We start from the raw sequence: 12,629 nt of genomic DNA, 5'->3' as shown, positions 1-12,629 counted from the left end.
GGGAACCGGCAAACCACTGAAATGGGCGGCCAAAAAGAAAAAAGGGACTAGATTTTCATCTAGTCCCTTGAATCTGGTGCGGCTGGCAGGAATCGAACCCACGACCCCTTGGTTCGTAGCCAAGTACTCTATCCAGCTGAGCTACAGCCGCGAAAAACAAAATTATAGCATAGCTATTTTTCGTTTGTCATCCCCTTTTGTTCAAATTTCTACCTGGGAACCTACTTCAATGACACGGTTGGTCGGCACCTGGTAATAATCCGCCGCATCGCGCGCGTTGCGCGACAAGGTGACGAACAGCCATTCGCGCCACATGGCCATGCCGCCGCCGGGGCGGGAGATGATGGTCTGGCGGGCGATGAAGTAGGATGTTTCCATCGGCTCGAAGTGCAGGCCGTGGGCAGAACACAGCTCCAGCGCTTTCGGAATATCCGGTTCATTTTTAAAGCCGTAGAACACATCCAGCTGGAAGCAGTTGTGCCCCAGATCGCTGATCTTGACGCGATCGGAAAACGGCACCCACGGTATGTCCGTATTATGCAGCGTCAGGAATACGACGCGCTCGTGGAGTATCTTGTTGTGCGACAGGTTATGCAGCAAGGCGTGCGGCACGCCGTCTGCTTCGCCGCGCAGAAAGATCGCCGTACCGGCGACGCGGGTAGGCGGCGAGACGAACAGCGACTCCAGGAAATCTTCCAGCGGAATCGCATGCTTGCGCAGATTATCGAACACCAGTTCACGGCCGCTCTTCCACGTCACCATGATGGTGAACATCAGGCCGCCGAGCACAACCGGGAACCAGCCGCCCTGCAGGAACTTGAGCGCATTCGCGGAAAACAGCGCAGCATCAATCACGAAGAAAAAGCCGGTCGCCAGGAAACATATTGCGAGGTTATATTTCCAGCCGTAACGGATGACGAAGAAGGTCAGGATGGAGGTGATCAGCATCGTGCCGGTCACCGCAATGCCGTAGGCCGAAGCCAGCGCGGACGAAGAACCGAAGCCCACTACCACGCCCACCACCACCAGCAACTGCAGCCAGTTGACGATAGGGATATAGATCTGGCCGATTTCCTTGGCAGACGTATGGATGATTTTCATGCGCGGCAGGAAACCGAGAGAAATCGCTTCCTTGGTCATCGAGAACGCACCTGAAATCGTCGCCTGCGATGCAATCACCGCGGCCACAGTCGACAACACCACCAGCGGATAGACACTCCAGGGACCCAGCTGCTGGTAGAAAGGATTGTTGACGGCTTCCGGCCGGGACATCAGCAAGGCGCCCTGCCCCAGGTAGTTCAGCGCCAGCGCAGGAAATACAATCGTGAACCATGCGACGCGGATAGGCCTGCGGCCAAAGTGCCCCATATCCGCATACAGCGCTTCCGCACCGGTAAACGCCAGCACGACTGCGCCCAGGGCGAGAAATGCGAGGTAACGGTGGTAATTCAGGAACTCCAGCGCATACAGCGGATTCAGCGCCAGCAATATGCTCGGCATCTTGGCGATATTCACCAGCCCCATGGCTGCCAGCACGCCGAACCACAGCACCATGATGGGGCCGAATAACTTGCCTATGCCCGCCGTGCCGCTGTACTGCACCGAGTACAGCGCGATCAGCACGATCAGCGTGATCGGTATCACATAGGGCTTGAAGGTGGGTGTGGCCACTTCCAGCCCCTCGATTGCCGACAGCACCGAAATGGCTGGCGTAATGACGCCATCACCGTAAAACAGCGAGGCGCCGAACAAGCCCAGCACCAGCAGCACGAAGTGCCAGCGCGACGCCTTGGTGACAGACTCCAGCGCCAGCGCGGTCAGCGCCATGATGCCACCCTCGCCGCGGTTGTCGGCACGCAGGATCAGCGTCACATATTTGACGGCGACGATGGCGAACAAGCCCCAGAAAATCAGGGAGACGATGCCGAAAATATTGGTTTGGTCGAGTGCGAGGCCATGCTCTTTGGAGAACACCTCTTTCATCGTGTAAAGAGGACTAGTGCCGATATCGCCGTAGACGATACCGATGGCAGCCAGCGTGAGAGCGCTGAGGCTGCTTTTAGTATGTTGGGTAGACAAGTGAATACCTAGTTATTATTGGTGCATTGCACAATAGGTGATTCCCGGTCGAATTTCAAGATGGAAATCATTTTTTGCATTTGCTTAGGTAAATGCGCAACAGAACGGCAGTTTTGCACAAAATCCGGTTGCGGCATAGGCAAAAAAATACTATGACGCACTGCCCGCACTAAAAATGCACGCATGGACGCCCTTTAGAGCGGCATCGTGCTGCCTGGGCGCGAACCCTTTGCCACGACAGAAAATGAATACAAAAACAAAAAACCCCGCGTTTGCGGGGTTTTTTGTCAGAATATTTTTAACTGCTACAACAATACATGAGTGGATTCCCGAAACCCAGTTCTATCTGAAAAGTGGCCTCGACGTGAAAGAATCAACTCATGTATTACCGCAGCAGCACTGCGTTTCAACATTCATTGGAAATTAATATACCACGAGTATTTTTTTGGTGCAAGCCTTTTCTGCAAAGGCCCGCATGCCCAAGGCCCTTTGCTTATGCTACAGGCCCCGCTCCAGCAAGGTCAGGTTGTCCCTGTATTCGGGCTTCAGCCGGTAAAGCTGCGCGGGCCGATGAGCGCCGGCGGCGCCGAACTGGCCATCGAGTTCTTCCAGCATGCCCATTTCGTTCATCTTGCGCCTGAAGCTGACCTTGTTCAATTCCTCGCCCATCAGGGCCTCATAGACCCGCTGTAATTGCGGCAGCGTAAAACTTTCGCCGGCAAGGTAACAGGGCAACGACGAATACTGGCTCTTGCTGCGCAGCCGCGCCACCGCGGTATCGACAATCAATTTATGGTCAAACGGCAGCTGCATCAGCCGGTCCACGCTGGCCAGCCTGATCTGCTCGCTACAGCCCTGCTCAATGATGTCGATGGAGACCAGCGCATAGTAGGCAATCGATACCGACCAGCCGCGCGGGTCGCGCGCGGGGCCGGAAAAGGTGGCCAATTGTTCCAGATAAGGCGTTGCGATATGCGTCTTTTCCAGCAACACACGCAAGGCCGCCGCACGCGCGTCAGCATCCTCCCCCGCGTGGATGAAGCCGCCCGGCAAAGCAGGCACATCCTTGAAAGGTTCTTTATCCCTTTTCAGTAGTGCAACCTGGAGTTCGCCGGCCTTCAGCGTCAGCAAAACCAGATCCACCGTACAAATTACCTGACTCACGCTATCCTTCATTTCCACTATTAGTTAGGACAAATCTGGATCAAAGATAAGCGCGATAGATAATATTGTCAATATTCGTCTATTACATGTCATTCAATAGATCACGAATACTTAGTTGCATTTTTATTTTAAGTATCCTACACTAGAATCACATCAGAGCACATCACACAACGCACGCAAGGATGCACATCATGCGCAATATCCATTTGTTGATCATCGACCCGCAGAACGACTTCTGCGACCTGCCCGAGAATTACCTGCCGACCGATGCCGCCACCAACACACAGATCTCGCCTGCATTGCCCGTCGCCGGCGCGCATGCGGACATGCTGCGGCTGGCAAGCCTGATTCGCCGGGGCGGCACAGGCATTAGCAATATCAGCGTCACTTTGGATTCCCACCACAGGCTGGACATTGCACATCCAGGCTTCTGGCATACTGCCGGCCTGCAGCCTGTGCAAGCATTCACGCAGATATCCGCTGCAGAAGTAAGCAACGGCAAATACCAGCCGCGCGATGCCCGGGCCTTGCCACGTACGCTCAGCTACCTGGATGCGCTGGAAAGCGCGGGCCGCTATCAGCTCATGGTGTGGCCTGTGCATTGCGAGATTGGCACCTGGGGCCAGAATGTGCATGCGGACATCCATGCTGCCTACAACGAGTGGGAAGATGCCAACCAGCGCATCGTCGCCAAGCTCAACAAGGGAGCCAATCCCTGGACCGAGCATTACTCCGCAGTGATGGCAGAAGTGCCCGATGCGGAAGACCCGGATACGCAGTTGAACAGCAGCTTTATCGCCACGCTGGCAGCCGCCGACGAGGTGCTGATCGCGGGCGAGGCAGGCAGCCACTGCGTGCGGGCGACTACGGAACATATCGTGGAAAATTTCGGCGCACAGCAATTATCCAAGCTGGTGCTGATTACCGACTGCATCAGTCCCGTCGGCGGATTCGATGCGCAGTACCAAAGCTTCCTGCGGGACATGCAGGAAAAAGGCCTGAGGCTGGCGCAAAGCGCTGACATCCTGCCGGAACTGCTGGCCAACGCTTCCGGCCCCTAATATCAGTCCCGGCAAAATATTACAGTACCTGTTCCCTACATCACCGGACAAACAGAATAATGAAAACCATCGTACGCAGCCTGCTGGAAAACGACCTGTATAAGTTCACGATGTGGCAGGCGCTGCTGCACAGCCACCCCAATACGCAGACGGAATATTCCTTCGTTTGCCGCAACACGCCGGAATATCCGCTGGCGGAACTGAAGGACGAAGTCAACCAGGCGCTGGACCATTTATGCACGATGTCCTTTACCGAGGACGAACTGGCTTACCTGCGCGGGCTGCGTTTCATCAAAAGCGATTTCGTCGATTTCCTGACCGTATTCCGCTTCCAGCGGCGGCTGATCACCGTTGAACAGGAAGACGACAAGCTCGTCATCCAGGCCAAGGGGCCGCAAGTGCATGTGATGGGCTTTGAGATCTATGTGCTGTATATCGTCAATGAACTGTATTTCCGCCGCTTCAATGCAGAACCGCTGCTGGAAGAAGGCCGCAAGCGGCTGCATGCCAAAATCGCCGTACTGAAAGAGTTCAGCAAGGAAGCGCCGCGCCGCAATCCGTTCGGCTTTTTCGACTTCGGCCTGCGTCGCCGCTTCTCGGGTGCGTGGCAGGAAGAAGTGGTGTCAACGCTGGCGCGCGAAATTCCCGAGTATTTCAACGGCACCTCCAATGTGTACCTGGCAAAAAAATACCAGCTGGTGCCTATAGGCACGATGGCGCATGAATACCTGCAGTCTTACCAGTCTTTTGGCGTGCGGCTGCGCGATTTCCAGAAGGCGGCGCTGGAAGGCTGGGTACAGGAATTTCGCGGCGACCTCGGTACCGCGCTGACCGACGTCGTCGGCATGGATGCCTTCCTGGCCGATTTTGACTTGTACTTCGCCAAGCTGTTCGACGGCTTGCGCCACGACTCAGGCGACCCTGTCATCTGGGGAGAGAAGGCAATCGCGCATTACCAGAAACTGCGCATCAACCCCAATACCAAGCGGCTGGTATTTTCCGACGGACTGGATCTTGCGACTGCGTTTTCTCTATACCGGCATTTTTCAGACAGGACTATGGTGGCCTTCGGCATAGGCACGCACCTGACCAACGACATGGGCATTACGCCGCTGAACATCGTCATGAAGCTGGTGTCCTGCAATGGGCAGGCGGTAGCGAAGCTGTCGGACGCTCCCGGCAAGACACTGTGCAAGGATGAAACCTTCCTCGCCTACCTGCGGCAGGTGTTCAACCATCCGGCCCTCCCCGCCACAGAAAAAGCCTGGACTCTTATCCGGCCACATCCGGTCCACTGCCAGCCTACCATGCTGAATATCGCCATTGCCCAACTGAACTACACGGTCGGAGACTTTACATCCAACGTCGCCGCTATTATCGGCGGCATGCGCACGGCCTTTGCACGCGCTGCAGATATCGTCGTTTTTTCCGAACTTGCAGTCTGCGGCTACTATCCGGGCGACTTGCTGGAAGATGCTGCATTTCTAGAGCAGTTTGAACCGGCACTGGAAAAACTGCTTGAAGCCTCCCGGCAGATGCCGAAGCTGGCTACCGTGGTCGGCACCGTGCGCCGCAATACGGGAGCCGGCAAGCCGCTGCACAACAGCTTGCTGGTCATTCAGGACGGCATCATTATTGCGGAGTACCATAAACAGCTCTTGCCGACCTACGGCATTTTTGACGAATACCGCCATTTCGAGCCGGGCCAGCAGACGGCCTGTACACTCCGCATCGCCGGCCACCACATCGGCTTCCTGATATGCGAAGATGGCTGGAACCAGCCAGGCCGCGACTACAAGATCAATCCGTTTGACGCATTAAGGCGGGCCGGGCCTGAGCTGGTCATCAGCATCAATGCCAGTCCTTCGGACATTGCCAAGCGCACGCTGAGGCACTCCACGCTGGGCAAGGCTGCTGCCGACACAGGGCTACCCATCCTGTTTGTCAACCAGGTGGGTGGCCAGGACCAGTTGGTATTCGATGGCGCCTCCTTTGCGCTGATGCCGGACAGGCGCATCGTTTTCGAGGCGGAGCAGTTCAGCGAAGACTTCCAGCTCATCGCCTTCGATGAAGGAAATTTCACCGCTGCCGGCGGTGCTGCCTTGCCCATACCCAGCCAAGGCCTGTCGACGGAAGAATTCGCCCGGCGCCAGATCATCCTCGGCGTGCAAGACTATGCGCGCCGCTGCGGCTTCAGCAAGGCCGTGGTCGGATCATCCGGCGGCATAGATTCGGCGTTGACGCTGGCGCTGGCCGTGCAGGCCCTTGGCGCGGAAAACGTGGCCGCTGTGACTATGCCCTCCGGCTGGTCCAGCGAAGGCTCGGTATCCGATTCGCAAACCCTGTGTGCAAATCTCGGCATTCCTCTCTATGTTCACCCCATTGCCAGTCTGGTACAGCAATATGGAGCCGGCTTCAAGGATGCGTTTGCAGCACCGCTGCAAGGCCTGCCGCTGGAAAACCTGCAGGCCCGTATCCGCGGCACTGTGCTGATGGAGTATTCCAACAGCTTTGGCGCACTGCTGCTCACCACCGGCAACAAGAGCGAAATTTCGGTCGGCTACTGCACGCTGTATGGGGATACCAACGGCGGCCTCGGCCTGATCGGCGACCTGTACAAGACCGAGGTGTATGCACTGTCGCGCCATATCAACCTGCAGGCGGGCCGCGAGCTGATTCCCGAGGCCGTCATCAGCAAGGCGCCCTCTGCGGAATTGGCGCCGGGACAAAAAGATACAGACAGCCTGCCCCCCTACGAAGTGCTGGACGAAATACTGAAGTGGCACCTGGAAGGCAGGCGCATGCCGCAAACGGAAGCCGACGCAGCCTATGGATTTGTCCAGCAATTGCAGGCCGGCGATGAAGGCCGGCAGCTGGTAAAGCGTATCCTCGGCATGGTCGCCAGGAACGAATACAAGCGCCGCCAGGCTCCGCCTCTGATCAGGGTGCGCGCTCGCGCCTTCGGCAGTGGACGCCAGATGCCTATTGCTGCAAAATACTGAAAACTGAATAACAATCGACAGGAGAACGGCAGACTCTGAAATCCTGCCTCCCGGAAACCATAATGACGACAACTCAACCGACCGACCTGGCTGTCCTGATAGGCCGCTTCCAGCCCTTCCATCATGGCCATGCTGCATTGCTTGCCAAGGCGCTGCAAAGTGCGCCGAAGGTCGTCGTCATCCTTGGTTCGGCCTTTCATGCGCGCAACCCCAAGAATCCCTTCAACTGGCAGGAGCGCGCCGCGATGATCGCCAATACGCTGAGCGAGGCGGACCGGCAAAGGGTATCCTACATCCCGCTGAGGGATTATTACGACGACAAGCGCTGGGCAAGCGCCGTGCTGAAAGAAGTCGGAAAACAGGTGCCTGCTGCCGCCCGGATCGCGCTGGTCGGCCACTTCAAGGACGCGTCCAGCCACTACCTGCGCCACTTCCCGCAATGGGAGCTGATAGAAATCGGCAGCCAGGGCGACATTGACGCGACCAATATCCGCCAAGTGCTGTTCGAGGCAGAAGACATGGCCATCTCGCTGGACGTCGTCGCCGCTGCCATACCCTTGGCCGTGCGCCACTACCTGAAAGCCTGGTCGCTGCTGCCCTGCTACCGGGAGCTGGTAAGGGAATACGCGATGCTGAAAGAGCATAAGGCGTCCTGGAGCGGCACCCCATATCCGCCGATTTTCTCCACCGTGGATGCCGTCGTCAAAACCGCCGGACACGTACTGCTGATCAAGCGTAAAAACCATCCCGGCCTTGGCCTGTGGGCGCTGCCGGGCGGCTTCGTGGAGCCGCGCGAACGCCTGCTGCAGGCGGCCATACGCGAACTGGAAGAGGAAACAACTCTGGGCGTGCTTAGCAATACGCTGCCGGATGCGCTGGTGGGCGTCGAAGTATTCGACCATCCCGACCGCAGCCTGCGCGGCCGCACCATCACGCATGCGCACTTCTTTGACCTCAAGCATGAGCAGTTGCCCGAGGTGGAAGCCGGCGACGATGCCGCCAGCGCCAGCTGGGTGCCGGTGCATGAACTGGCCGGCATGGAAGAATTATTCTTTGACGACCACTTCCATATCCTCAACCACTTTTTGCACTTGACCAAGGATTGATGCGGCTGCATGCCATGTAGCGGCACCGAAGAAAACCGACAGCCGGCGGCTGCCTCCGCTTAGGCAGCGAAGCTTACGCCGGTTTAGCCGGCCGTCTTTTCGCCAGCTCGCTCGCCAGATCCGCCACCGGCATGGGTTTGCCGAACAGCCAGCCCTGCGCGAACTGCACACCGTGCTCACGCAGGAACTGTTCCTGTGCCTCGGTTTCCACCCCCTCCGCGATCATTTTCAGGTTCAGCGATTTTGCCATCTGTATGATGTGCAACACCACGCGGCTGGTGGCGGCGTCGGTGCCTATCGTGTCGACAAAGGATTTGTCTATCTTCAGATAATCCAGCTCAAAGGATTCCAGATACGACAGGCTGGAGTAACCGGTGCCGAAATCATCAATGGCAACGTCAATTCCCAGTGCGCGGATATCGCGGACGACTTCGCGCGCAATGTCGGCATTCATGAAGCCGCGCTCGGTGGCTTCAATCAGGATATTATGCGGCCCGGCGCTGGCATCGCGCAGCAGTTGCTGCAGCAGCGCGACGGTTTCCCCTGCATGCAGGTCTGCGGACGACAGGTTGATGCCGATATGAAAGTCGGGATGCTGCCTGAAAATTTGCGGCACGTCCTGCGCCGCCAACTGCAGCACATGCTGGGTAATGCGCTGTATCATGCCGCTTTCTTCCGCGGCCGGAATGAACTGGTCGGGCCGCATCATCGTGCCGTCTGCCCGACGCCAGCGTATCAGCGCCTCTGCACCCACCCATTCGCGCGTCTGCAAATCCACCAGAGGCTGGTAGACCATGAAGAATTCATTTTTCCGGAGCGCAGCCTTGATCAGCGTCGGCAGCGATTGCTGCAGCTTGGTCAGGTAGCGGGCGACAAAGGCCAGTGCAATACCGGCCAGCAGACCCAGCGGGACGAGGATCATCGCGAATTCGCGCACCCGCGTGTTCAGATACACGCCGGGCACCGCAGCAACCGCGCCGGTAGCAAAGCGGGTGGACTGCACTACCGCCACGACATATTCGCCGTCAAAAAAAGTGACTTCGTTACGGCCTTGCAACCGGTCTATCCACTCTTGCTTGACCAGGCCGCGCGAGGTTCTGAATTCGCGGTAACCGGGGGTGAAGGTCGCCAGCGAAACATCTTTTTCCTGTGTGGATACGTCAATGGGAAGCGACTTGTGGATGATGGCCGCATAGCTGCCCCGCTGTATGACGATGAAGGTCGTATCCGGCACCGCAGTCGGCAGGCGCACATTGGTGCGCACCAGGGCATTGCTGCGCGTGACCTGCTCTGCTGGCCCCAGCGCAAGGCCGCCGGGATGCACGCCCATCGATGAACACAGCATGCGTTCGCCGGACACATAGCCTATCGCCTGGATATAGCTGGAGCTGAGGTCGATCTCGCGCATCAGCGCAATCTGGGTTTCCGAACAAGGATCATCGCCACTGTCGCCGCGCGTGCGCACCAGCTTCTCGATGCCGTCAAAAATTTGCAGTGCAGTACGCTCGGACCTGCCCATCACTTCAGTCGCATAGCTGAGCGCTCGCTCTTTTTCCGATTCCAGGCTTTGGTACTGCGCCAGCTTCAGCGCGGCGAGTATCGGAATGGACAGGGCAATAAGCCCGGTAATAACGGCCAGCGTGGTTGCGGATGCCTTCGGCATGTGTCCCCTACATTTATTATTGTCGCAAGCCTCTGCATGACCAGGATTTGCCTTGCATGCGCCTCTGGCGGGGCACTCCGGGCAAACGTGGAGTAAGTGAAAAGTATAGAGCAAGGCGTGCCAAGTGTATATCCGTGCCTGCGGAGCTTACAACAGCAATGCGACCGAAAAGGGCTTGCACTTAAGTCTTGCGTCGTCGGAGCAAGGCATGGCGCGGGAATCGGGCCGTCCGCGGCGTAGCGGATTAACTGGGTGCGAAGATGATGAAAAAAGAGACTACGGCAAAACCGCAATAGGTGACGACCGTATAGGTAATCGTGTAGCCGAGCGCAAAAGAAAGCTTTTTACGATGGGCAAACTTGTACAGGGCAAGGAAGGTAACGAAGAAAAAAGCCGGCAGGAACACGCCGACGGACAACATCAGTAAATGGTCGAAATAATTAGGATTACCCGTGTAGTCGGCAACCCAGGTAAACACAAAAGCGCAGGCTTGCAGCAGGGCACACGTCGCCGCGAGAATTGAAATTCTCGATGCCAATTTCCTTTTAGAAAGCGCAACCAAGTCCCCTGCTCCTATCGCTAAGCCACGGAAAGAGAGAAATGGTTTAGGGTTTCCGTTGCAATTGCATACTAGAAAGTATAGACCAAATGCAAGTAAAAGGTAATGAATTCCTACAAAATAGTTTATCCAATTGTGAAATACAACAATAACAACAAGACAAAATTGCCTTGTTGCAAATGCGCAGAGTGATAAATTTTGCCGTGCCAGAAAGGAGGAAATTCTCGTCCTGAGGCGCAACGTCAGCGCTGCTGTCCTTGCAAGCGCTGCAGCGTGAATATCCAGTCGGGCCCGTCCGTGGCAGGATATTGCGCGCTGCCATCCAAACCAAAATGCAGGGCCTCCTGCTGTTCATTGCGCAATAACGATACACGGTAAGCACCGGGCTCAACGCTGACCGCGGCAGTCGGCAAAGGCACTCCCAGTTTGCTGACGCAGCTGATCTTCAAGCGGCCACTGGGGCACACCAGATCTGCGGTATGCGGCAGTACGTCTTCGAGATGCAAGCCGTCGTTGCGGTCTTGCAGCAAAGGCGGCGCATACTCGATGGCTACCTTGAAAGTGCCGTTGAACGGCAAGGCCCAGGCCAGCAGCTCGCCGCGGCTGGCGCAGGAAATCAGCTGGCGCTCCAGATAATAGGAAGCCAGGCGCGCTTCAGTTTCCTTCGCGTCCATGACCTGCCGGGCAGCATCCAGTTGCGTTTCAATGAAGCCTGCCGTATTGGCCGGCCCTGCCTCGTCATAGATGGCGGCGTACTGCGCTTCGGTCTGGATATGGATGTCTGTCATGATGCCCGGCTCCGTTCTTCAGTTCAGCTTGCCACTCGCAATACAGGCTAGCTCAGGTGCAGGCTCTTGCCCACATAGTCGAAAAATATGCAGTACAGCGCAATCGGCAACGGCAAGCCCAGCAATGTGCCTAGCAGGTATTGATAAAACCTGACGCCCGAAAGGGACAGGACATAATTCAGCGTCGGCATGGTCTGGAACAAGGTCCTCAACAGGATGATGCTCTTGACCGGATGCCTGTCCAGCTGGCCGAATATCCGCGCGGCATAGGGGTTCTTCAGTTCACGCAAGGCGTTTCCGCCAATGAGGCGTATCGTGAAATAGGTCAGGATGCAGGACGCCACCGCAGCGATATAGGTCGCCAGGCCGCCCCACAGCTTGCCGAAAGCCAGCACCGCCGCAGCCAGAAATATCAGGCCCGGTATATGCAGCAGGTTACCCAGGCAAAACAGCGCTATGAAAATCAGCAGTCCGCTCAACTTGTGCTCAGTGATGGCCTGATGCACAAACGCCAGGTTGAAATGCTCGCGCAGGCCGGAAAGTTCGAACGCGCCGAGCAGCAGCGCCAGAAAAGCAAGAACCAGCAATATTCTCTTATAAGCCTGCATGCATCCCCTGCTCACATATTCCAGTATTTTTTGATCTTAAAATCATGTTCGAGCACCAGCCGGGTAGACGCAATCAAGGGACTCAGGCCCACGATCAGCTGCGTCAGCACCTCGCCCGGCAAGGCCCAGATCTGCCCGCGCGGCGACTGCACGCGGCTGCTCGCCGTAATGACGGGAGCAACCCATTCTGCATCCGGCGTCACATCCAGCACGATCTCGCCTTCCGATGTGGTGTGCAGATAGATCTCGCCGCCATATTGCAGATTAAAGCAAACGCCATGGCCGATCGGATTCTTGCCGTCGATGCAGCGCTGCAGCTCGCGGTTGTAGTTGTCTATCCACATTTCCACATCGTAGGTGGTGCTGAGGACAATCCACGGATATTCCGGCTGCGGCTCCCTGCTGTCGTCCGATTCTTTGCTGCTCTGGTCCATCATTGCTTTATCTGTTTAACTCTTGAACCCCGTAGGGTACCTCAAGATCCGGCGGTCAGGCCAAACAAAACGGCCGTGCCGTCATACAAAAAAATCAATTTTTCGCTACACCCCAGCAAATTACATCATATTGTGATGTAATTACGATCCACGGCGATGATGATC

10 protein-coding genes, 1 tRNA gene and 1 pseudogene are annotated in these 12,629 nt (G+C 56.7%); 4 read left to right on the top strand and 8 right to left on the bottom strand.

The genetic code is table 11. The features are described 5' to 3' along the window. Positions 1 to 74: 74 nt before the first annotated feature. From ACO0LO_RS05735 to ACO0LO_RS05725, 3 genes are all read right to left on the bottom strand, one after another. Positions 75 to 151: transfer RNA gene (locus tag ACO0LO_RS05735), tRNA-Arg, on the bottom strand. 50 nt (positions 152 to 201) lie between these two features. Then, positions 202 to 2,079 (bottom strand): potassium transporter Kup, encoded by a 1,878-nt coding sequence (locus ACO0LO_RS05730; RefSeq protein WP_422963240.1) that lies wholly within the window; start codon positions 2,077 to 2,079, stop codon positions 202 to 204. 498 nt (positions 2,080 to 2,577) lie between these two features. Next, a complete protein-coding gene (locus tag ACO0LO_RS05725; RefSeq protein ID WP_422963239.1) occupies positions 2,578 to 3,243 on the bottom strand; it encodes an NUDIX hydrolase in 666 nt (221 codons plus the stop codon). 188 nt (positions 3,244 to 3,431) lie between these two features. Here ACO0LO_RS05725 and ACO0LO_RS05720 point away from each other — a divergent pair, with 188 nt between their 5' ends. The 4 genes and pseudogenes from ACO0LO_RS05720 to ACO0LO_RS05705 all read left to right on the top strand — a co-directional run bounded on the left by ACO0LO_RS05720 (position 3,432) and on the right by ACO0LO_RS05705 (position 8,412). Further along, complete coding sequence (locus ACO0LO_RS05720; RefSeq protein ID WP_422963483.1) at positions 3,432 to 4,304, top strand: cysteine hydrolase; 873 nt, start codon at positions 3,432 to 3,434, stop codon at positions 4,302 to 4,304. Between the two features lie 59 nt (positions 4,305 to 4,363). After that, positions 4,364 to 5,551 (top strand): annotated as a pseudogene (pncB, locus tag ACO0LO_RS05715) (nicotinate phosphoribosyltransferase); the annotation flags it as partial. Positions 5,552 to 5,611: 60 nt separating this feature from the next. Next, complete coding sequence (locus tag ACO0LO_RS05710; RefSeq protein WP_422963482.1) at positions 5,612 to 7,306, top strand: NAD+ synthase; 1,695 nt, start codon at positions 5,612 to 5,614, stop codon at positions 7,304 to 7,306. Between the two features lie 62 nt (positions 7,307 to 7,368). Beyond that, complete coding sequence (locus tag ACO0LO_RS05705; RefSeq protein WP_422963238.1) at positions 7,369 to 8,412, top strand: bifunctional nicotinamide-nucleotide adenylyltransferase/Nudix hydroxylase; 1,044 nt, start codon at positions 7,369 to 7,371, stop codon at positions 8,410 to 8,412. Between the two features lie 73 nt (positions 8,413 to 8,485). Here ACO0LO_RS05705 and ACO0LO_RS05700 read toward each other — a convergent pair whose 3' ends face one another. From ACO0LO_RS05700 to ACO0LO_RS05680, 5 genes are all read right to left on the bottom strand, one after another. Further along, positions 8,486 to 10,075 (bottom strand): EAL domain-containing protein, encoded by a 1,590-nt coding sequence (locus tag ACO0LO_RS05700; RefSeq protein ID WP_422963237.1) that lies wholly within the window; start codon positions 10,073 to 10,075, stop codon positions 8,486 to 8,488. 244 nt (positions 10,076 to 10,319) lie between these two features. Continuing rightward, on the bottom strand, positions 10,320 to 10,613 hold the full coding sequence (locus ACO0LO_RS05695) for a hypothetical protein (protein ID WP_422963236.1): 294 nt from the start codon (positions 10,611 to 10,613) through the stop codon (positions 10,320 to 10,322). A gap of 263 nt (positions 10,614 to 10,876) precedes the next feature. Continuing rightward, entirely contained in the window at positions 10,877 to 11,422 is a 546-nt protein-coding gene (locus ACO0LO_RS05690; protein ID WP_422963235.1) for a hypothetical protein, read from the bottom strand. 47 nt (positions 11,423 to 11,469) lie between these two features. After that, positions 11,470 to 12,030 (bottom strand): TVP38/TMEM64 family protein, encoded by a 561-nt coding sequence (locus ACO0LO_RS05685; RefSeq protein WP_422963234.1) that lies wholly within the window; start codon positions 12,028 to 12,030, stop codon positions 11,470 to 11,472. A gap of 11 nt (positions 12,031 to 12,041) precedes the next feature. After that, positions 12,042 to 12,467: a hypothetical protein gene (locus ACO0LO_RS05680; RefSeq protein WP_422963233.1), complete on the bottom strand. Its 426-nt coding sequence runs from the start codon at positions 12,465 to 12,467 to the stop codon at positions 12,042 to 12,044. Between the last annotated feature and the right edge of the window lie 162 nt (positions 12,468 to 12,629).

Origin of the sequence: Undibacterium sp. TJN25, from assembly GCF_049339885.1 — a bacterium.
In the GTDB taxonomy this organism is placed as follows: domain Bacteria; phylum Pseudomonadota; class Gammaproteobacteria; order Burkholderiales; family Burkholderiaceae_D; genus Undibacterium.
The sequence above is the reverse complement of the archived record's forward strand: the minus strand, read 5'-3'. Positions and strand labels throughout refer to the sequence as shown.

What these genes read in the sequence shown, in the direction of transcription:
- ACO0LO_RS05710 (WP_422963482.1), top strand. Translation starts at nt 5,612, where the DNA reads ATGCTGAATATCGCCATTGCCCAACTGAACTACACGGTCGGAGACTTT.
- ACO0LO_RS05705 (WP_422963238.1), top strand. Translation starts at nt 7,369, where the DNA reads ATGACGACAACTCAACCGACCGACCTGGCTGTCCTGATAGGCCGCTTC.
- ACO0LO_RS05700 (WP_422963237.1), bottom strand. Translation starts at nt 10,075, where the DNA reads ATGCCGAAGGCATCCGCAACCACGCTGGCCGTTATTACCGGGCTTATT.
- ACO0LO_RS05690 (WP_422963235.1), bottom strand. Translation starts at nt 11,422, where the DNA reads ATGACAGACATCCATATCCAGACCGAAGCGCAGTACGCCGCCATCTAT.
- ACO0LO_RS05685 (WP_422963234.1), bottom strand. Translation starts at nt 12,030, where the DNA reads ATGCAGGCTTATAAGAGAATATTGCTGGTTCTTGCTTTTCTGGCGCTG.
- ACO0LO_RS05680 (WP_422963233.1), bottom strand. Translation starts at nt 12,467, where the DNA reads ATGATGGACCAGAGCAGCAAAGAATCGGACGACAGCAGGGAGCCGCAG.